General features: G+C 57.0%; 18 protein-coding genes and 1 other annotated feature. Of the genes, 16 read left to right on the top strand and 2 right to left on the bottom strand.

The features are described from left to right. Positions 1–3: 3 nt before the first annotated feature. Positions 4–1,293 (top strand): glutamate-1-semialdehyde 2,1-aminomutase, encoded by a 1,290-nt coding sequence (gene hemL, locus ACFSO0_RS07980; protein ID WP_376878696.1) that lies wholly within the window; start codon positions 4–6, stop codon positions 1,291–1,293. A gap of 101 nt (positions 1,294–1,394) precedes the next feature. Continuing rightward, a complete protein-coding gene (locus tag ACFSO0_RS07975; protein WP_376878694.1) occupies positions 1,395–1,871 on the top strand; it encodes a GyrI-like domain-containing protein in 477 nt (158 codons plus the stop codon). A gap of 21 nt (positions 1,872–1,892) precedes the next feature. Here the strand turns inward: ACFSO0_RS07975 and ACFSO0_RS07970 are convergent, their stop codons facing one another. After that, positions 1,893–2,582, bottom strand: a complete 690-nt coding sequence (locus ACFSO0_RS07970; protein ID WP_376878692.1) for an alpha/beta hydrolase — start codon at positions 2,580–2,582, stop codon at positions 1,893–1,895. 126 nt (positions 2,583–2,708) lie between these two features. Between ACFSO0_RS07970 and ACFSO0_RS07965 the strand changes: the two genes are divergently transcribed. From ACFSO0_RS07965 to ACFSO0_RS07915, 11 genes are all read left to right on the top strand, one after another. Further along, complete coding sequence (locus ACFSO0_RS07965) at positions 2,709–3,503, top strand: alpha/beta fold hydrolase (RefSeq protein WP_376878690.1); 795 nt, start codon at positions 2,709–2,711, stop codon at positions 3,501–3,503. A gap of 84 nt (positions 3,504–3,587) precedes the next feature. Beyond that, positions 3,588–5,465, top strand: coding sequence for a bifunctional metallophosphatase/5'-nucleotidase (locus ACFSO0_RS07960; RefSeq protein ID WP_376878688.1), 1,878 nt, complete (start codon positions 3,588–3,590; stop codon positions 5,463–5,465). Between the two features lie 439 nt (positions 5,466–5,904). After that, positions 5,905–6,234 carry a PadR family transcriptional regulator gene (locus ACFSO0_RS07955; protein WP_376878686.1) on the top strand — a complete coding sequence of 110 codons (330 nt, stop codon included), beginning with the start codon at positions 5,905–5,907 and terminating at the stop codon, positions 6,232–6,234. After that, on the top strand, positions 6,221–6,772 hold the full coding sequence (locus tag ACFSO0_RS07950; RefSeq protein WP_376878684.1) for a DUF1700 domain-containing protein: 552 nt from the start codon (positions 6,221–6,223) through the stop codon (positions 6,770–6,772). The genes ACFSO0_RS07955 and ACFSO0_RS07950 overlap by 14 nt, the downstream gene beginning before the upstream one ends. A gap of 1 nt (position 6,773) precedes the next feature. After that, entirely contained in the window at positions 6,774–7,619 is an 846-nt protein-coding gene (locus tag ACFSO0_RS07945; protein WP_376878682.1) for a DUF4097 family beta strand repeat-containing protein, read from the top strand. Positions 7,620–7,769: 150 nt separating this feature from the next. Continuing rightward, a complete protein-coding gene (hemE, locus tag ACFSO0_RS07940; RefSeq protein WP_376878680.1) occupies positions 7,770–8,807 on the top strand; it encodes a uroporphyrinogen decarboxylase in 1,038 nt (345 codons plus the stop codon). 19 nt (positions 8,808–8,826) lie between these two features. After that, positions 8,827–9,759: a ferrochelatase gene (gene hemH / locus ACFSO0_RS07935; protein ID WP_376878678.1), complete on the top strand. Its 933-nt coding sequence runs from the start codon at positions 8,827–8,829 to the stop codon at positions 9,757–9,759. A 12-nt stretch (positions 9,760–9,771) separates the two neighbouring features. Continuing rightward, the gene (hemY, locus tag ACFSO0_RS07930) at positions 9,772–11,193 is read left to right on the top strand and encodes a protoporphyrinogen oxidase (RefSeq protein WP_376878676.1); all 1,422 of its coding nucleotides are present in this window, start codon (positions 9,772–9,774) and stop codon (positions 11,191–11,193) included. A gap of 141 nt (positions 11,194–11,334) precedes the next feature. Further along, positions 11,335–12,936 (top strand): LysM peptidoglycan-binding domain-containing protein, encoded by a 1,602-nt coding sequence (locus ACFSO0_RS07925; RefSeq protein ID WP_376878674.1) that lies wholly within the window; start codon positions 11,335–11,337, stop codon positions 12,934–12,936. A 13-nt stretch (positions 12,937–12,949) separates the two neighbouring features. After that, the gene (locus tag ACFSO0_RS07920; protein WP_376878672.1) at positions 12,950–13,951 is read left to right on the top strand and encodes a phosphotransferase; all 1,002 of its coding nucleotides are present in this window, start codon (positions 12,950–12,952) and stop codon (positions 13,949–13,951) included. Next, the gene (locus ACFSO0_RS07915; protein ID WP_376878670.1) at positions 13,938–14,933 is read left to right on the top strand and encodes a hypothetical protein; all 996 of its coding nucleotides are present in this window, start codon (positions 13,938–13,940) and stop codon (positions 14,931–14,933) included. Before ACFSO0_RS07920 ends, ACFSO0_RS07915 begins: the two co-directional genes overlap by 14 nt. A 42-nt stretch (positions 14,934–14,975) precedes the next feature. On the opposite strand, the gene ACFSO0_RS07910 is transcribed toward ACFSO0_RS07915, so the two are convergent. Then, entirely contained in the window at positions 14,976–15,158 is a 183-nt protein-coding gene (locus ACFSO0_RS07910) for a hypothetical protein (RefSeq protein WP_376878668.1), read from the bottom strand. A gap of 169 nt (positions 15,159–15,327) precedes the next feature. Between ACFSO0_RS07910 and ACFSO0_RS07905 the strand changes: the two genes are divergently transcribed. The 3 genes from ACFSO0_RS07905 (at position 15,328) to ACFSO0_RS07895 (ending at position 21,125) form a co-directional block, all read left to right on the top strand. Next, positions 15,328–17,484 (top strand): PP2C family protein-serine/threonine phosphatase, encoded by a 2,157-nt coding sequence (locus ACFSO0_RS07905; RefSeq protein ID WP_376878666.1) that lies wholly within the window; start codon positions 15,328–15,330, stop codon positions 17,482–17,484. Positions 17,485–17,790: 306 nt separating this feature from the next. Next, complete coding sequence (locus tag ACFSO0_RS07900) at positions 17,791–18,141, top strand: STAS domain-containing protein (protein ID WP_376878664.1); 351 nt, start codon at positions 17,791–17,793, stop codon at positions 18,139–18,141. 32 nt (positions 18,142–18,173) lie between these two features. After that, positions 18,174–18,413: a binding site (T-box leader), on the top strand. A 39-nt stretch (positions 18,414–18,452) separates the two neighbouring features. Continuing rightward, positions 18,453–21,125, top strand: coding sequence for a valine--tRNA ligase (locus ACFSO0_RS07895; protein WP_376878662.1), 2,673 nt, complete (start codon positions 18,453–18,455; stop codon positions 21,123–21,125). Positions 21,126–21,127: the final 2 nt, after the last annotated feature.

Below are 21,127 nucleotides of genomic sequence, written 5' to 3'. Positions count from 1 at the left end.
CGGATGAATCGGGAAAAATCAGCGAAATTTTTTGCAGAGGCGCAGCAGTACATTCCCGGCGGCGTCAACAGCCCGGTGCGCGCCTTCAAAAGTGTCGGCGGCAATCCTGTTTACATAGAGAGAGGGGAAGGCTCCCGAATCTTCGATGTGGACGGCAACAGCTACATTGACTACATCGGCTCCTGGGGGCCGCTGATTCTCGGCCACGCCCACCCGCGCGTCCTGTCCGCCATTACGGAAGCGGCAGCCTTGGGCACGAGCTTCGGGGCCCCGACAGAGCGCGAGACGGTCATGGCCAAGCTGGTCTGCGAGCTGGTTCCTTCCGTTGAAGTAGTGCGGATGGTCAACTCCGGCACGGAAGCGACGATGAGTGCCCTGCGCCTGGCGCGCGGCTACACGAAGCGCAACAAGATCATGAAGTTCGAGGGTTGTTATCACGGTCATGCGGACAGCCTGCTGATCAAGGCTGGCTCCGGCGTCGCCACGCTCGGCCTGCCGGACAGCCCTGGTGTGCCGGAAGGGACGGCAGCCAACACGATCACCGTTCCGTACAACGATCTGGAAAGCGTCAAGCTCGCCTTCGACTCGTTCGGTGACGATCTGGCGGCGGTCATCGTCGAGCCAGTCGGCGGCAACATGGGCGTCGTGCCGCCGCTCCCCGGCTTTTTGCAAGGCCTGCGCGAAATTACGCAGCAATACGGCACCTTGCTCATTTTCGACGAGGTCATGACCGGCTTCCGCGTAGCGCGCGGCGGTGCCCAGGAGCTGTACGGAATCACGCCGGACCTGACCACGATGGGCAAGGTCATCGGCGGCGGCCTGCCAGTCGGGGCATACGGCGGCAAGCGCGAAATCATGCTGCAGATCGCTCCGGCAGGTCCGATCTATCAGGCAGGCACACTCTCCGGCAATCCGCTGGCGATGGCGGCCGGTTTGACGACGTTGGAAGAACTGAAGAAGCCGGGCGTCTACGAGCGTCTGGAAAAGCTGTCCGCCCGCTTGGCTGAGGGCCTCGCGGACAATGCGGCGAAGCTCGGCATCCCGCATACGCTCAACCGTGTCGGCTCGATGGTTTGCCTGTTTTTTACCGATACGCCGGTCATCAATTACGAGACCGCCAAAACGTCCGATCTGGAGCGCTTCTCCGCGTACTTCAGCCACCTGCTGGACGACGGCATCATGATTCCGCCGTCACAGTTTGAAGGGATGTTCGTCTCCCTGGCGCACACGGAGGATGACATCGAGAGAACGATTGAAGCCAGCTACCGCGCGATGCAGAAAACAGTCAAATAAACGGTCGAGCCCCTCCCGGGAGTAAAGCGGGAGGGGCTTCCTTTTTGCCAAAATTTGTATGAATCCTGTGATATAATAAAAGAAAAAAGGAGAGGGTATTCATGCGTGGAAGCATCGAAGTCGTGCCGCCCAAAAAACTGGTCGGATTGAGCTTTTCAGGAACATTTCCGGCATTGGTCGCCGAAATGCCCAAAGTGTGGGAATCCTTTTTGCAGCGGCAGGGGGAAATCCCCTTCGTGATCCAGCCGTCGATCTGCTATGACGTCAGCCAGGAAAATCACGCGTATCAGTGGTATACCGAGTACGTCGTGACGGAGGTGGAGCGCTTCGAGGAGATTCCGCCTGGGATGATCGGCATCACCTTGCCGGAGCGGACGTATGCGCGCTTTACCCATACCGGACCGATGGAACAGGTGCAGCAGACGTATAGGCAGGCTTTTCAATGGCTGGGCGACGAAGGGTATCGCATAGACGAAACGGCCCTGCGCATGGAGCGTTACGATGAGCGTTACATACCGGCGCGCCACCCTCGCGAGCGAGCGGAAAATGCGTACGACATCTTCATTCCGATCCTGTAGCAAATGCCGCACCGCTCGCCGCTACTTGCTCTCCGCAGGCAGCAGCGGAGATACGAAACCTTCCAGTTTCCCCATGACTTGCTCCAGGGCAGCGATAGATGACCGGACGTCCCACCCGATTTCCAGGGCGTGATTGGCGTTCGGCACGACGCACAGGCGCAGATTTGGCTTAGTCGTTTCCAGTCGTTCGATCAGATCCTTTTGGTAAAACGGGTCTCCCGTACCGATGGCGAGAAAGACGGACTGCTCTGCCGCAAGCAGGTTTGTTGCCAGCTGCTCGCTGGTCAGGATCGGAGTCAGCAGGATTGCCGAGGCTTTTTCGTAGAGGGGATTCGGCAGCAAACCATCGACGATCGGCATCGTCCCAATCGACTTTCCGAGAAAAAGAATTTGCTCATAGGGATGCTCCGCGAGCACGTTTTCCACGACAGCGTTGACGTCCTCCTGCAACCAGCGGCTTCGTTCCGCCATGGTAAGCTTGCTGAAGGCGGTATTGTCCCTGACGCAGGTGTACTCGATATGGACCAGATCGACGCTGCGGCCCAGCAGGAGCATGGTCGCGTAATACAGGTACGGCTTGTCGAACAAATAGCTAGCACCGGGGCAGAAAAAGCAGATCGCACGGGAGCGAGATGCGGACGGCTGGATGCGGGTGTAGCGTACAGGCTGGCCGTTGTGCCCGACGGCTTGTTCGGCTATCGTTTGCAGCATGGATGAGAGCCTCCTCTAGAAAAATTTGGATAATAGTGATGATGTTTCCTATCATAAACGGGCAAAATACATGGTGGCAAGCAGCAATAGCCAACGCGCGAAAAAGGATGGAAAGGAAGAGAGCATATGAAAAAACAGTTGCAGTTGGAAAACGGGCTGACGCTCGCTTATCAGGAGGAGGGCAGCGGCGCGCAGACGATCGTTTTGCTGCACGGCTTTTGCGGCAGCTCGGCGTACTGGACCAAGCTGATCCCGCTTCTCTCCCGCTCTCATCGGGTGATTGCCCCGGATTTGCGAGGGCATGGCGACAGCTCCGTGCCGGACGAGCCTCATACGATGGAACGCTTCGCGGATGATCTGGCAGCGGCAGTCGACAAGCTAGGGCTGGCGCCGATTCACCTGTTCGGCCATTCGCTCGGCGGTTATGTAACGCTCGCCTTCGCGGAAAAGTACGCAGACATGCTGGGCAGCTTCGGCCTGATCCACTCCACAGGCTATCCAGATGATGAAGCGGCCAAGGCAAATCGGGACAAGGGAGCAAAGAGCATTCGCGAAAGCGGGATGGAGCCGTTTGTCAAGGCGTTGGTGCCGAAGCTGTTCGCTCCAGCGCACCTTGCGACGATGCCCGATGAGGTCCAGCTGGCGAAGGAAATCGGGGTACGCACGGAGCCGATCGGTGCGATCCGGACGCTGCAAGGGATGCGGGATCGGCCCGATCGTACGCACGTGCTGCGAGACACCCGCCTCCCTGTGCTGCTAGTCGCGGGTGAAGAGGACCAGATCATTGCTCCTGAAAAAACGTTTACTGCAAATGGAGCGAACATCAGGCAGTTGCGGATGGCTGGCGCAGGGCATATGGGGATGCTCGAGGCGCCGGAGCAGCTGGCAGAGGAGATTGTCCGCTTTTTGTCGGATAATTAGGAAAATCGCACCAATGATCATGTAAATTTTGCTATAATAGACTAAGGTCCTATCAAAACAGATACATAAGAGAGGGGAATTCCATTGAAAAAAGCACGTCGCATTACGATGACGGCGTTTGCATCGGTTGTCTTCGCTTCGCTGATGGCAACTTCTGCATTTGCCGCACCGCTTCACCCTGTTTCCCATGCAGACTGGATGGAGAAAAAGTCGATCATCTCCGCCGGGAAAAACGGTGACCTTGCGCTGGATCGCAATGTTACGCTGGCGGAAGCGCTCGTCGTTTTAGCCAAGCTGAAAGGCGCGCAAATCGCAGCGCCAGCCGCCGGGGAAAACTGGGCGACTCCTTACCTGAACTGGGCAAAGGCGCAAGGTGCAGTCGCGCAGGAAGATTTCGCCAAGGCGACGCAAGCGGCGTCCGCTGCCAAGCTCGCGGAAGTGGCGAAAAAACTGGGCTACACAGTCAATCTGGAAAGCAAAGCGGCGGTGACGCGCGGCGAGTTCTTTAACGCGTTGGGCGAAGCAGCCACTACCCATATTACATTGGCGCATACGAACGATACGCATGGACATATCCAGGAAGATCCGTCGCAAAAAGAATTCGGCTTCGCCAAGATCGCGACGCTGCTCAAGGAATGGCGCGCGGAAAATCCGAACTTCCTGCTGCTGGACGCAGGGGACACCTTCCAGGGAACCATTTTTGTGAATCAGTTCAAGGGCGAGTCGATTTTGCCCATCTTAAACAGCCTGAACTACACCTTGATGACGGCAGGCAACCACGAGTTTGACTTCGGCTACGAGCAGCTGCTGAAACTGCGCGACTCTCTGGGCTATCCAGTCATCAACGCCAACGTCTACACTGCAGACGGCAAAAACCTGCTGGTGCCGACGTACAAGGCGGAGATCGGCGGCAAGAAGTTCGCGTTCGTGGGCTTTGTTGCCGAAGATACGCCGGTGCTGACACACCCGAACAACGTCAAGGGGCTGACCTTCAAAAGCCCGGTAGAAGTAGCGAAAGCAATCGTTCCTGAACTGAAAAAAGAAGCGGATCACGTGATTGTCGTCTCTCACATCGGGGTGGACGTTGACCGTGAAATCGCGAAAAACGTACCAGGCATCGACCTGATCGTCGGCGGCCACTCCCATACGCCGCTGAAAACGCCGGAAGTAGTGAACGGCACCTACATCGTTCAGGACTGGGAATACGGCAAATCGCTGGGACGCGCAGACCTGTACTACCTGGGCGAAGAGCTCGTCGCCTTTTCCGGCGGTCTGAAGGAATACGATGCAAACGTGCAGGCAGATCCGGAAGTGGATAAGCTGGTAAAAGACGTCGTCGCGAAAATCGACAGCGTCATGAACGTCGTCATCGCGAAATCCGAAGTGCCGCTGGACGGCGACCGCACACTGGTGCGCTCGAGAGAAACGAACGTGGGCAACCTGATTGCGGACATCATGCTCGAGCGTACCCAATCCATCAAGGGGCACGAGGCAGATGTCGCCCTGGCCAACGGCGGCGGTATCCGCACACAGCTGAACGCCGGCGACATCACCAAGAAAGACTTGTACACCCTCCTGCCGTTTGAAAACAACACCCTGTCCATCGTGGAAGTGACAGGCGCAGAGCTGCGGGCGGCTCTGGAAAACGGCGTGAGCCAGGTAGAGACAGGCGCAGGCCGCTTCCCGCAAATCAGCGGCATGAGCTTCACGTACAACCCGACCAAACCGGCAGGCGAGCGCGTCATCGAAGTCAAAGTAGGCGGCCAGCCGCTCGATCCGGAAAAAACGTACAAAGTCGCAACCATCGACTTCCTGGCATCAGGCGGCGACGGCTACGAATCGCTCAAGAAGCCGTTCTTCAACACCGGCCTGTCCATGTACAGCGTAGTAGAAGAAGCGCTGATCAAACGCCAGGTGGTCAACCCGAAAGTGGAAGGCCGCATCGTGGAAGTAAAAGAATAAGGAACAGTTCAAGCGAAAGACAGGGGGCTGAAAGAGGCTCCCTGTTTTTTGTGCCGATTAGAACGGACAAAGACAACGCAAGAAAAAGCCCGCCGACAACAAACAGCTGTCCAGGAAAAAGGGGAAAGAAGCGCAAGGCATTAGGGACACAGCCGAGGCGGAGCGAAGAAAGCGGAACACGCCCGAGCGGCCACCTCTGAATCCGCATCATCGAGCCGACAACTTTGGCCGCCGTTCCGATTTCGGAGCGGAGCCGGACAGGAATACCCCCCAAGCAGTGTCCCTACTAGCCTGGAGCGCTTTCCCCTTTTTCCGCCCCGGCACGAGAGCTGGAACAGAGGAAGAGAAAAAAGCGAAGCCCGCGCCCACACCACAATATCATAAAGTACCTTGCAATACACAATACCGCTCTGGTAAGCTTTTACATGGGTGATGAGCGTTGAATGTGCAATTTAAAAAAGGCGTCCTGGAGCTGTGTGTCCTTGTGCTGGCGGCAAAGCGCGACCGTTACGGCTACGAGCTTGTTGCCAGCATCTCGGAAAAGTTTCACATTGCGGAAGGCACTGTGTATCCGCTGCTGCGCCGCTTGACCCAGGAAGGCTTTTTCACCACATATGTAAAGGAATCGCCGGAAGGACCGCCGCGCAAGTACTACCGGCTGACCGAGCAAGGTCGTCAGTATATGAACGATCTTGTTCTGGAATGGCGCATTTTCGACCGCGGTGTCAACCAGATCATAGGGGAGGGACTCGGGAATGACAAGGCGTGAGTTCATAGATGAGTTGGACATGCTCCTCAGTGAGCTGCCTGACAAGGAAAGATTGGACATTTTGGCTGATTACACGGAGCATTTTTTGCACGGCATGCAAAGAGGCAAGAGCGAGCATGAAATTGCCGAGGCGCTGGGCAGTCCCAAGGTCGTCGCACGCGAGCTGCTGGCGGGCTACCGGATCGCCCAGGCCAATTCCAATGCCACAGTAGGCAACATGTCTCGGGCCATACTCGCGACGGTCAGCCTTGGATTTTTCAATGTGCTCTTCGTGCTCGGGCCGTTTATGGCCATTGTCGGTGTGCTGCTCTCATGCTATGGCATAGCGGTATCTTTGCTGGCTGTACCGCTGGGGATGGTCTTCCACTTCGGCATTCCGACGCTTTCTCACGAACGGCTCTTTCTGCTGTTCGGCAGCCTCGCTTCGGTCGGATTGGGGGGCATGCTGTTCATCGGGTTGCTCCGCTTGACCCGTTGGATGTATCGGCTGTTTCTGCGCTATTTGCAGTTCAACGTCCAGATGATCAGGGGGAAATGAGATGAGAAATTGGGGGAAAAAGCTGTTTGGCCTCTGTTTGCTGCTCTTTGTCGTCGGAGCGGCAGGGCTCGTCTGGCTGCTTGCCAAGCAGGAGCAGTTCACATTCTCCTTGAGAGCGGTGAACGAGGAACGGATCGTGTCCCGGAGCATCTCCGCGCTGGAGCTGTCCACGGATACGACGGACGTGTTGATCGGCAAAAGCAACCAGTCCAATGCCATTGTTCGCCTGGTGGGAGAGGCGCCGAACGAGGAGAGGGAGCGGATTTCTTTTTCGAGTGATGTGGGGACAGACGGAACGCTGCGGGTGCACGTGCGCAAGCAGCCGCGATTTAGCCTGTTTTTCATGGGGCACGGACATCTGCAGGTGCAAGTGCTGCTGCCGGATGCCGTGTACGAGAAAATCATCCTGGACACAACGACAGGGGATATCAGGAGCGAAGCGATCTTTGCGAAGCAGGCGAGCATTACCTCGAGCACGGGAGACATCGACCTTGCAGGCTTTCATGGCGGCCAGTTGTCGATACAGACGGATACCGGCGACATGAAGCTGATTGATGTCGATTCGGCACTTACTGTCACGAGCAGCACCGGCGATGTGAACAACGTACTGACCGAGTTGGCGCGTGATGTCGAGATTCGCACGGACACGGGAAATGTGCGCATTTCCACAGCGCAAAAGCCGGCGGCAGCCAGCCTCGAGCTGGAGTCCGACTCCGGCGACGTCCAGGTGGACTGGCCGCAGCTGACGTACGAGCGCAAGGAAGAGCACCATGTCCAGGCTTCTGTCGGCACGGGTGGATCGAAGCTGTTTGTGAAAACTGCGACAGGCGATATCCGCATTCAATAGGCGATGATTGGAAAAACTTGTGGAAGAGCTTGGCAAAGATGAGGAAAAACGAAACGATAAGATTTTGACACAAAACAGGCCTGCCATGTCGAATACCCAATGGTATCATATTGTGGAGGGGAAGATTTTTGTGTAAAGAGAGGTTTATTCATGACCGCAAAACCATTTAACGATACGTTTTTGAAAGCTTGTCGAAAGGAAGCGACGGACCATGTGCCGGTGTGGTACATGCGTCAAGCTGGTCGTTACCAGCCTGAATACCGCGCGATCCGGGCGAAGCACAGCTTTTTTGAAATGAATTACATACCGGAAGTTTGCGCGGAAGTGACGCGCTTGCCAGTAGAACAGCTGGGGGTGGATGCGGCGATTTTGTTTGCTGACATCATGACGCCGCTCAAGCCGCTCGGGGTCGATGTGAACATTGAATCGGGGATCGGACCGATTATCGGCAATCCGATTCAGTCTCTCGCGGATGTACAGCGCTTGCACGACCTGGAACCAAAGACACATGTTCCCTATATACTCGAATCCATCAAAATTTTGCGCGAGACCCTGTCCGTGCCGCTGATCGGTTTCGCAGGCGCTCCGTTTACCCTCGCCAGCTACATGATCGAGGGCGGTCCATCCAAGCACTACCACAAGACCAAGGCGTTCATGTACACGGAACCGCAGGCGTGGCAGGCCTTGATGGATAAACTGGGCGACATGACGATCACCTATTTGAAAGCGCAGATTGCTGCCGGTGCACAGGCCGTTCAAGTGTTTGACTCCTGGGTCGGCGCATTGAACAGCGAAGACTACCGCGAATATATTGCTCCTGTGATGACTCGCATTTTCACCGCGCTGAAAGAGACGAACGTACCGACCATCTACTTCGGGATTGGTGCGGGTCACCTGCTGCTCGAATGGAATCAGCTGCCGGTGGACGTGGTCGGGCTGGACTGGCGCACTTCCATTACAGAGGCTCGCAACCTGGGCGTGACAAAGACGCTGCAGGGCAACCTGGACCCGACCCTCTTGCTGGCGCCATGGGAAAAACTCGAAGCCAAAGCGAAAGAAATCCTGGACGAGGGCACGCAGCAGCCAGGGTACATTTTCAACCTGGGGCACGGCGTATTCCCGGATGCGAAAGTCGAGACGCTGCAAAGGCTGACCCAGTTCATCCACAGCTACCAACGCAACGGTTAACCAAGGAGGCGCAGGGAAGATGGCAAAAAGAAAGACCGGGCTTCTGTTGATGGCCTACGGGACTCCGCGCAGCCCGGAAGATATCGAGCCTTACTACACACATATCCGCCGCGGGCGCAGACCTCCGCAAGAGCAGCTGGACGATCTGAAGGCGCGCTATGAAGCGGTCGGCGGGTTGAACCGCTTTGCCGAGATCACGGACGAGCAGGTGGACGGACTGGTGCAGGAAATGAACAAGCGCTATCCGGATCGGGAGTTCGTCGGGTACCTTGGCCTCAAGCATATTGCGCCGTTCATCGAGGACGCCGTCGAAAAGATGAAAGCAGACGGCATCACGGAGGCGATCAGCCTGGTGCTCGCTCCGCATTACTCCAGCTACAGCGTAAAGGAGTACAACGGACGGGCAAAGGAACATGCGGAGTCGATCGGGGGTCCGGTGATTCACAGCATCGACAGCTGGTACCGGGAGCCTGCTTTTCTCGACTACTGGGTGCAGGCGATCCAGGAGACTTTCGCGAACATGCCGGCGGAGCATCGCGAAAAAGCCGTCGTCATTTTTTCGGCGCACAGCTTGCCGGAAAAAATCTTGAAAGCGGGGGACCCGTACCCGCAGCAACTGGAGGAGACGGCCAAGCTGATCGCGGAACAATCGGGGATTCCCGATTTTGCGATTGGCTGGCAGAGCGCGGGCAACACGCCGGAGCCGTGGCTGGGACCGGATGTGCAGGATTTGACTCGCGAGCTTTACACCAAATTCGGGTTTACCGCTTTTGTCTACTGTCCAGTCGGTTTCGTAGCCGAGCATCTGGAAGTGCTGTACGACAACGACTATGAATGCAGGGCAGTGACCGAAGAGTTGGGCGTTCATTATTACCGCCCGCCGATGCCGAACGCCAGACCTGCCTTCATTTCCTGTCTGGCTGATGTTGTCGGGAAGAAGCTGGCGGATTAGGGGATCGAGCGTATGAGTGACAAAAAGCGTCATATTACGATCGTAGGCGGCGGCATCACGGGGTTGGCAGCCGCCTTTTACTTGCAAAAGGAAATCGAAGCGAAAGGGTTGCCCATCCGGTTTCTTCTGCTGGAAGAAAAAGATCGGCTCGGCGGAAAGATTCAGACGTGGCGCCACGAAGGCTTCGTAATAGAACAAGGACCGGATTCGTTTCTGGAGCGCAAGACGAGCGCAGCCCAGCTGGCAGCCGATCTCGGACTGGAGCAGGACCTGGTGCGAAACAGTACGGGGCAGGCGTACATCTGGCACAAGGAGCGGCTAATGCCCATTCCGGAAGGGGCGGTAATGGGCGTCCCGACGAAGCTCATGCCGTTCGTCACGACGAAGCTGATCTCCTGGCCAGGCAAGTTGCGGGCAGCGGCGGATCTGATTTTGCCTGCCACTGTGGGAGACGGCGATATTTCTGTCGGCGATTTCTTCCGGCGGCGCCTGGGCGACGAGGTCATCGAAAACCTGATCCAGCCGCTGCTGTCGGGCGTCTATTCCGGAGATATCGACAACCTTAGCTTGCTCGCCAGCTTTCCGCAATTTGCCCAAATGGAAAAGCAGCACCGCAGTCTCATCCTGGCGATGAAGCATTCCCGTCCCCAGGCCAAAGGGCAAGGGAAGCCGAAAGGAATTTTCCTGACGCTGAAAAACGGGCTGGAATCGCTGGTAGAAGGGATCGAAAGCCGGCTGCCTGCGGAGGCTGTCCGCAAAAATACCGGGGTGCAGGAGTTGCGCAAACAGGAAAACGGCTCCTATACGCTCGTCACAAAAGACGGCGAGCGGATCGAAACGGATGCCGTCCTGTTTACCATACCCCATGCAGCCGCCGAGCCGCTGTTGCGTCCGTACGCCGCAGTCCCGTCGCTGCCGAGCGCGAAGCCACACATGGTCGCGACGATCAGCCTGGCGTTTCCGGAGACAGCCGTCGACTTGCGGCTGGAAGGGACAGGCTTTATCGTGCCCCGCAATTCCGGAGCGAAGATTACGGCATGCACTTGGGCCCATCGAAAATGGCCCCATACGACACCAGCCGGAAAGGCGCTGCTCCGCTGCTTCGTAGGTAAAGCCAAGGAGCAGTCGTTCATGCAAATGACGGACGAGGAAATCGTGGAAATGGCCCTGCACGATCTGCACAAGACGATGACGATCCGGCAGAAACCGGATTTTTACCGCGTCACCCGTCTGCAAAATGCGATCCCGTACGTCGTCGGTCATCAGGCGTGGGTGCAGGACGTATCCGCCAAAGTCGCAGACAGCCTCCCAGGCGTCCTGCTGGCTGGCGCTTCCTATAGCGGCGTGGGCGTGCCGGATTGCATTGACCAAGGAAAAAAAGCAGTGCCGAATTTGCTTGCGTCTGTGCAAAAGGCAGCGAAGCAGGAAAGATAGCGAAAGAGAAAGCCCGGTGCAGAGCCGGGCTTTTTTGTATGGGAGCGGCAGATTCGCCTGCGAAACTTTTTCATGTGCTAAACGGCTCGTCCTGTCCATATAGTGTAGGGAAATGTCCTGCACCTGAAAGGAGGAGCATGAATGGCATTACAGGATGGGCTGCTGTCGTTTGCCATCAAGGAGACCATTTTCCTCTCATCCGATAAAGCCGGAATAGGCGAATTGCAAGAGCTGGAGCTGGTACCGGATGTAGAGGTGCTGGAGAATGATTCGTACATCTCCATAACAGGCTGCTTGCAACTGTCCGGGAAGTACGAGCCGATCAGGGATACCGCTGCATCCGACGGCGGTGGGACGGAAACTCTGGTTCAGGCTATGTCATTCACACCGTTTCGGCCAGAAGGCTCGGAAGGACCGTATTACGGCTGGGAGGAACAGATCGGGCATCGGATACCGCTCAACATTACCATTCCCCAGGAGCGCATCGCGGAAATCGGCGATATTTACGCCATCGTGGACAGCTTTGACTACAAGCTGGAATCGCCCCATCAGCTGCTGATCGAAGCCGAACTGAAGATCATGGGGATCTCGCTCTCCGACCAGTCGGCCAGTCAGCCACCAGAGACGTTCGAGCAGCAGGAAGCCGTACAGGAGGAATGGCAATTCGCCCATGTGGCTTCGGATCATGCGGATGAAGCGCCGCAGCCAGCCTCGCTGGAGGAAATCGAGCAAAAGCTGGCGATGCTGGAGCAGCAGATGGAAAGACAGACCGAACCGACAGCCTATGAGGTGGAAGACTCGGCTTCGCAGTACGATTCTCCGGACATGTACGATACCCCGGACATTTACGATGTTCCGGCCGTGGAAGCATCCGGACGCGAATTTTACCCGCACCAAGCCTATGGCGAAGTAAGCGAAGTGACTGAAGCGGCCGAGGAGCAGCGCTTCAACCCGATGGAGGAGTACGCGACCAAGGAGCAGCATTTCGCTCCGAATGAGACGTATGAGGACGCGGCTGTTTCCTGGGGAGCGGCGGATCTGCCCGCGATTGAATCAACCTCCTACTCGTCTCCTGTCTACGAGGCGCAGGTTGCCCATGGGGATCAGTCCGAAGAGTGGGCGGACGTGCCGGCACAGCAGGAGGAGACAGAGGAAGCGTCCCTCGCGATTCACGATCAGCAAAGTCCGGACATTATGCCCGTTGCCATGGAACAGACGGAACGGGAGAGCCCGCTTGCAGCGGAGGAAGCGGCGAAACCGGTGGCAGAAACGGCTGCGGAAACGACTGCAGAAACGACTGCAGAAACGACTGCAGAAACGACTGCAGAAACGACTGCGGAAAAGGAAGCTGGCGACGGGGGGGAGATGCGCGTTGCGATCTCCGGCAAACCGTCCCGGGAAGAGTCTGGCAATGTGAACCTGACCTCCATCTTTTCCCAGGCGAGCCGCACCAGGCAGGAAGCTATGCTGGCACAGGAGGCCGAATCTTCCTCCAGCTCATCGCAGAAGGGGGTTGTGCCGAGTGCCTCGCTGACTACTTTGGAGGCCATGCAAAACCTGACTTCCTTCATCCGGCACAAAGAAGAGCGGTACAGCCGCCTGAAGATGTGCATCATCCAGCGTGACGAGACGCTGGAACAGATTTCCCAGCGCTATTCCTTGCCCGTATCCAAAATCGTGGAAGTAAACCGTTTGGCCTCCGAGCAGCTTGTCGCCGGACAAATCCTTTACATTCCACAGTGAGGAGTGGGGGACCGTGGACAAGATCGATCTTTCCGAGGTTTGTCGAAACTATCGGGCACGCGTCATCCGCGTCACACCGTTCGACGATTGCTACCTGCTGGAGACAAACCGGGGCCCCAAGGAATTGCACGTCTGGCCGCGTGTCGATGTGATGCGCTGGTCGTTTGCCTGGCGCGAACGACTGGCGCGTCAAGGCTTTCGCGAGGTGGAACGCTTCATCCGCACTCGTGATGCCAAACCGTATGTCATCGCGGGCAAACAGGGAGTCACGATGACCGATCATGTGCGGAAGCTGGAGAAATTGCCGCCAGAAAAAGATACTGCCTATCAGTGCGGTCGTGTCGTCGCCATGATGCACCTGTCCCAGCAGGAGAGCAATGTGCTGCTGCCCGGGGTCGATTATTTGAAACAGGAGCAGATAAAGGCAGAGGCGGAATGCGCCCGTGCGAAGTCGCTGCTGGAATCGTACCGTGCCAGGTTCGCCAGGGAAAAAGGAGAAAAGCGCTGGGTAGGGAGCCTGATGAAGCCGTTGTTGGAGCGAATGGAGCGGTCTATTGCCATGCTCGGCAGCGAGAGCATCGCCCCGGATGCCGTCAGCGTGTCTCACCGGGAGCTTCTGGGCGACAACTTTGGACTGATGAACGGGAAGTTGTACTTGCGCGGCTTTTTCCGACCCAGTCTGTCCGTGCAGCAGCGGGATGTGGCGAGGTATTTGCGCGATCTTTATGTGGAGTGCCGCGACCTGGCCCGCATCGACTCGTTTCTGGATGGCTACGAGGAAATCAAGCCGCTCAGCTACGCGGATTACACGTTGATGCTCGCGTTTATGGCTCGCCCCCGGGAAGTATGGAGGAGCGTGGAAGCATACGCAAATCGCGTTTCGGACAGCAAGGAGGCGTCGGTTGCAGGAATTGAGCAGGCGCTGCAAACCCAACAGGCGGTAGACCTTTTGCTGCGGCACATTGCCGAACGGGCCGAGCGACCAAGGAGTGAGACAGATTATGAGCCGCTTTGACGACATTTTTCCGCTGTTTCAGGAGTACGACATGTACGCCCAGAGCATCGAAGTTCTAAAGGAGCCCAATGTCTTCAAGGCGATCACTCCCTACGGCTCGTACGTCTGCAAGCGCACGCAGGCGCCGGAACAGCGTCTTCTGTACATCAGTGACGTGCTGCGCCAGCTGAAGCGGAGGGGGTGGGACGGGGCTGTCCCCCTCTTGCACACGAAGTACGACGATCCGATCGTCCGGATGAAGGATGCGACTTACTATTTGACGGCCTGGCATCCGCGCAGCGAGCCGGGAGAGGATCAGCCGCTGGCATGGGCGACCCCTGCGCTGGAGAGGCTGGCAGAGCTGCACCATTTGACGCAGAACTACCGCTTCGACGATCCGCGGCAGGTGGAGCCTTTGATCGATTCCTTGCTCGCCCGCTGGCAATATTGGCAAAAGCAAGTGGAAAAAGCGGCGCAGACCGCCAGCGAGCGTCCCTATCAATCGCCGTTTGATCTGGTCTTCCTCGCCAATCGGGCATTCATCGCGGAGTTGGCCAGGTCGGCGACGGATCTGTTGCTCGACTGGCGCGAGAGACATGAGACCCACGCGCGTTTCCGCCTGTCGATCGTCCACGGTGCTCCGCATCCTGCGCATGTCGTGCTGGATCGGTTTGGCAAAGGCAAGCTGCTCAACTTCGACCGCGCTGCCTTTGACACCCCGATCCGGGATTTGACCTTGTTCTACCGGACGTACTTTCAGATGGCAGGTGATGAGACCGGAGCTTCCCAGCTGTTTCGCCACTACTCCGCCATCTTTCCGCTGCGCCCCGAGGAGATCGAGCTGCTGGCTGCTTTCCTCTCCTACCCCGAGCGGATCATGCGGGATGTCGACATTTACTACAACGGGCGCCGCGACTGGAGCGAGCTGTACGCGGTCAAACGGCTGGAAAAAGATATGGACCGCCTGATACGGCTCCATCGTTGGGTCCAGCAGGCTTTTTAGCGAGCAGCGTCTCACCGCGTGGGGCGTTGTTTTTCTTTTGGATTAGCACCAGTCGAGAGTGATCGCCACATAGGCCAGTGCCAGAATGCCTAAAATGACGACATCGAAGGAGGTAGGCAGGATAATGGTGCGGATGAATTGAAAAATGATAAGAGGGATCAGGACCTGCTTGAATCCGTATTTGATGCGCAAATAAGTGGGATTGTACTTCCAGCGGAAATTCATATAAATCACCTCATTTTATTCTATGCGTCAACGGATGTGACAGTGCTATCCGGGCGAGTGGACGGCGAGGGAAGACAGGCCCGGGACAAAAACAGCGAGGTTTAAGGCAGGAAACAAACGGGAACGTAATGGGCAGGACCGATTAGGACTTACATACAAGGTGATGGACATGATCTGGGAAGCCTTGCTGTACGGGGCTGGCATGTTCGCGGGCGCCTACCTCGTGAGGAGTGCCTGCAAAGCCGCTTCCGGCAGGCGATGGTACAATGTGACGTGCTTGCAGGGAATGGGTTTGATGACGTGGGGGGCTGGCAATCTGCTCACGCTGGTTCCCCTGCTCTGGGTACAAAAAATCTGTTTGCCCGTCAGTTTTTTAACCTATACGTTTTTTCTGTTATCCCTGCATGCGCTCCAGCGTGTCCGTCTGGCCTACGAATTGTGGAAGACGGTATGGGACAGCGTGACGCTTGTCGCGACGTTCACGGCAATTGCGCTGTTAAGCGAGATGGCCTCTGCGACGAACGGTCATCTGCCGTTGCTTTTTCATATCGAGGGCGGCCTGTTTCTGCTGATTCCCGCCTTCACGATGCTGGCGGAAAAGGGGCAGGACGCGCTCCTGCACGCGGAGGCCCGGATCAAACAGGGGGGATTGATCCTGGCTACCTGCCTGTTTGCCGTTTACCTGATGCTGCGGCCATTTGAGACGGCAGCCGCTCTGGTTGTCGGCGGGGCCGTGTCCATCGCGTGCCTGCTGCTGGCTCACAACCGTTCAGGGGAGTGGCTGACGGCAAGGCAGGAGATGCCTGAATACCGCCGCCTGTTTCAACGGCTCGCGTTTTGCAAATGGGATGCGATCATGGCCTTCGTCATGCTGCTTCTCTCGGCAGCCGTGCTGGTTGTTGTCCCTGCTTTCCCCAGTTACGGAAAGGGCGGCTTGTGGGCGGCCATTCTGCTCGGGGGGATGCGCTGCTGGCTGACCATTCGCGGCAGCCGGCAGCTGCTGGAGCGGGCGCTGCAGGCTGCCACCGAGCTGGAACACCAGTGCAAGGAGCAGATGGCCCTGGCGAAAAAATCGAGCCAGCAGCTGGCAGAAGTTCTGGGACACAAGGAAAACTATCAGTACCTGCTCGTGGCGAGCAATGAGTACAGCATGCGGGAAGTGACGTTCGAGACGCTGCAGCACGTGATGGAAGAGCTGGTGGGGACGTGGTACGACAGGATCGACTCGCTCGTCCACTTGAGCCTGTCACTGGAATCTGAAGCCCGGAGCGCCTACTTTACGGCAGCCAGAGGAGAGCGTACCGAACAGGCAGGGCTGACGGTGATCCAGGAGCGGATCGTCGTCCACGAAAAGCTGGACACGGCGTTGACGCCCCGCTACGTTGTCATGGAAGTCTGGGTGCGGGAAGACAGCAGCCTGGAAAAGGAGCTGGAGTCGTTTTTTCAGCTGTTGCTGGTCAGTGTGCGCGGGTTGACGCTGCGCTGTCTGCAGCATCAGCAGTCGCGCGAGCTGCGCGACGTGGTGTCGGAGCTGGAGCTGGCGAGGCGCGTGCAATCCTTGCTGGTGCCCAAGGAAGAGCTGGTACTGCCCGCCTTGCGCGCGCGATCGCTGTACATGCCGTTTACCTACGTGGGAGGCGACTACATTGATTGCATCCGCATAAATGAGCGCTATACATGCTTTATTGTCGCGGACGTCTCCGGGCACGGCTTGTCTGCGAGTCTCCTAGCGGCTGGCATCCGGACGGCGGTTCGGGCTGTTTTGCAGAAAAGCTTGTCGCCAGACGAGGTGCTGGCGCGAATCAATCAGCTTCTTTTTGAAGATTTGTCCCGGACGAGGTCTTACATTACGATGATCGTCTGTCTGTACGACGGACACGAGCACGCGCTGCTGGTGAGCCGCGCGGGTCATCCCCAACCCCTCTACCTGTCGGCGGGCAAAAGGGGAGAGCTGCCTTGCGCGGGCGGAGTAGGACTGGGGCTTTTGCCTGACAGCACTTACAAACTGGAAAAAGTACCATTGAGAGAGCCGGGCTTGCTCTTGCTCTACACCGATGGACTGGTGGACAAGGGAAGAAAAGAGGGGCACCGGTTCCAGTCATGGCTCAGCGATCTCGCCCTGATTCTGGACAAACACGAGCATGACGATCGGGCCGTGATGAATCAGGTGGAATCGTACATACGGGAAATAACGCGAGGACGGCAGCAGCATGACGATATTTCGGTGCTGATCCTGCAGTTTCAGGGGACAGAACGCACCGCTGCTGGGCAGCCTGTTCTGGATCTGGGCGCTTTCATCGCGCCAGCAACTGCATTGGATCGGTAATCTGCTCAAAAGGGTACTACCTGTGATCGTGTGTGAGGGTTGTCCCGACAGTCCTGCTTGCCACCGTCAGCCATCGGAATATTCAGTCAGAAAAAGTAGCTGCATGGTTGGCTGGAGGTGGAACTTGCCGGTAATTTTCGCATCATCGGCAGCGCACTGTACGGAATATGCGGAGTGCGTTTGACGAGGGCAAGCCGCGTCCGCTCGGGTAAACGCGGGGAATGGAGGTTTGCCGGGCGATGAATCGGGGTACAAAAGAAAAGGTGAATGGCTAGACGGTACTATTTCGATGAGAGGAGTTTTTGCATGGACTATAGGGCGACTGAAAACAATGGACAAGCCACGTTGTTTATTGCCGGTGAACTGGACATGACGGTAGGGGACCGGGTCGGAGAGCTGCTTTCGCAGTATGGGGAGCGCAATCAATCCGTGATTGTCGACTTTCAGGGCGTCTCATTTGTTGATTCTTCGGGAATAGGCAGTCTGTTTTTTACGACGAAAGAATTGCTGGCGCAGGGCAAACGGGTGGAAATCGTCAATGTGCGGGAAGAAATCCTGGACATCTTGAGTGTGCTGGGCTTTACAAAAGCGCTCGGCATCTCTGTGGCCAAGGCTGACGAAACCGGGTTTGACGCGAAACAGACTGATTGTATATAATAGCAATGAACTGTCACCAAAAATTCCATATGCAATGAGCGATGATCGGGAAGAGTACGTCAGGAGCCCTTGGCAGAGAGGAGAATCACCTGCTGCGAGATTCTCTAAGGAGATGAATGACGGAAGGTCGCCCGGGAGTTGTTCCGGTGAAGGCTATGGTCCAGCCGGAAACGGTTCGCAGCCGTTATCGTGTTTGAGGGAATACGCATCGCCTGTATTGGCTTTGCGTGTTAACAAAGGTGGTACCGCGAAAATATCCTTTCGTCCTTTGGATGAAGGGTTTTTTTATTTTTTTCTAGGAGGAGTCACGCATGTCATCTCAACCGACGCAAGACATCGACCAGCTGCTGCCGAAGAACTACGATCCAAAAGCGGCAGAGAGCAAATGGTATCCGTACTGGATCGAGAAACAATTTTTCAAGGCGGAGCGCGATCCGAACAAGCGCCCGTTTACGATCGTCATTCCCCCGCCTAACGTGACGGGCAAGCTCCATTTGGGACATGCGCTCGACACGACCTTGCAGGACATCATCACCCGCACGAAGCGGATGCAAGGGTACAGCACCCTGTTCCTACCGGGGATGGACCATGCGGGGATCGCGACGCAGGCGCGCGTGGAAGCGACGCTGCGCGAAGAAGGCATCTCCCGTCATGACCTCGGCCGCGAAAAGTTCGTCGAGAAGGTCTGGGAGTGGAAACACATCTACGCGACGCACATCCGCGAGCAGTGGGAGAAGCTCGGGCTGGCCCTTGACTACTCCCGCGAGCGCTTCACGATGGACGAGGGACTGTCCCGCGCCGTTCGCGAAGTATTTGTCCGCCTGTACGAAAAAGGGCTGATCTACCGCGGCAACCGCATCATCAACTGGGACCCTGCGGCACGCACGGCTCTGTCTGATATCGAGGTCATTTACAAAGAAGTAAAAGGCGCCCTGCACCACATGCGTTACCCGCTGGCGGACGGCACCGGCTACATCGAAGTGGCGACCACCCGTCCGGAGACGATGCTGGGCGATACGGCAGTCGCGGTTCATCCGGAAGACGAGCGCTACAAGCATCTCGTAGGAAAGACGGTCATTCTGCCGATCGTCGGACGCGAGATCCCGATCGTGGCAGACGATTACGTGGACCCTGCATTCGGCTCCGGTGCGGTAAAAATCACGCCGGCGCACGACCCGAACGACTTTGAACTGGGCCTGCGCCACAACCTGCCGCAGATCGTCGTCATGGACGAAACCGGCACGATGAACGAGAATGCCGGCGAGTACAAAGGCATGGACCGCTTCGCATGCCGCAAACAGATTATCAAGGACTTGAGCGAGCAAGGCGTCATGTTCAAGATCGAGGAGCACATCCATCAAGTCGGACACAGCGAGCGCAGCGACGCAGTCGTCGAGCCGTACCTGTCCACCCAGTGGTTCGTCAAAATGCAGCCGCTCGCCGATGCCGCTCTCGCCAGCGCCGCGAGCGAGGAGAGCGTCAAGTTCGTGCCGGAGCGTTTCAAAAACAACTACCTGCGCTGGATCGAAAACATCCGCGACTGGTGCATCTCCCGTCAGCTGTGGTGGGGACACCGCATTCCGGCCTGGTACTGCTCGGATTGCGGCGAAACGATCGTCTCCCGCGATGACGTGACGGAATGCCCGAACTGCCACAGCCACAAGCTGGAGCAGGACAACGACGTTCTCGACACCTGGTTCTCTTCGGGACTGTGGCCGTTCTCCACGCTGGGCTGGCCGGAAGACACCGAGGATATGAAATACTTCTATCCGACGAACGTGCTCGTGACCGGATATGACATCATCTTCTTCTGGGTAGCCCGGATGATTTTTACCGGCCTGGAGTTTACCGGACAAAATCCATTTGACACCGTACTGATTCACGGCATTATCCGCGACTCCGAAGGACGCAAGATGTCCAAGTCGCTCGGCAACGGCGTTGACCCGATGGAAGTCATCGAGAAATACGGTGCCGACGCGCTGCGCTTCACGCTTGCGACAGGCAACTCCCCGGGGAACGACCAGCGTTTCTACTGGGAAAAGGTAGAAGCCAACCGCAACTTCGCGAACAAGATCTGGAACGCTTCCCGCTTTGCCCTGATGAATCTGCAAGGCTTCCGCTACGAGGACATCGACCTGTCCGGCGAGCTGTCCACGCCAGACAAGTGGATTTTGTCCCGCCTGCAGGCGACGATCGCGGATGCGACCCGCTTGACCGATGCGTTCGAGTTCGGGGAAGTCGGCCGCGTCCTCTACAACTTCATCTGGGATGACCTGTGCGACTGGTACATCGAGATGGCGAAGCTGCCGCTGTACGGAACAGACGAAGCGGCGAAAAAGACGACGCAATCCGTGCTCGTGACGGTACTAGACCAGACGCTGCGTCTGCTGCATCCGTTCATGCCGTTCATCACGGAAGAAATCTGGCAGGCATTGCCGCATGAGGGCGAGAGCATTACGGTTGCGGCCTGGCCGACTGTCAACGAACAATGGATTTTTGCCGATGCGGAAGCGGAAATGAACCTCTGGATGGACGTCATTCGCAGCGTGCGAAATATCCGTGCAGAAGTGAACGTGCCGATGTCCAAGAAGATCGAGCTGCTGATCAAGCCGAGCGACGCTCTCGCAAAAGAACGGCTTGTGCGCGGCGAAGGTTACCTCGTCCGCTTCTGCAATCCGGAGCGTCTGGAAATCAGCGAACAGCTGACGACTCCTGACAAAGCCATGTCGGCTGTCATCACCGGGGCTGAACTGTTCCTGCCGCTGGCGGGTCTGATCGATCTGGAGCAGGAAGTAAAACGTCTGGAAAAAGAGCTGGCGACGCTGCACAATGAAGTGGAGCGCATTGAAAAGAAACTGAGCAACCCTGGTTTCATGGCGAAAGCGCCGGAAAAAGTGGTGGCGGAAGAACGGGCGAAAATGGCCGATTACATGGATAAGCGTGAGAAAGTAATTGCTCGTTTAGCTGAATTGAAGAGCGAATGATC

The organism is Brevibacillus sp. GCM10020057 (genome assembly GCF_042683565.1).
GTDB lineage: Bacteria > Bacillota > Bacilli > Brevibacillales > Brevibacillaceae > Brevibacillus.
This window is presented reverse-complemented; position numbering and strand designations above follow the sequence as displayed.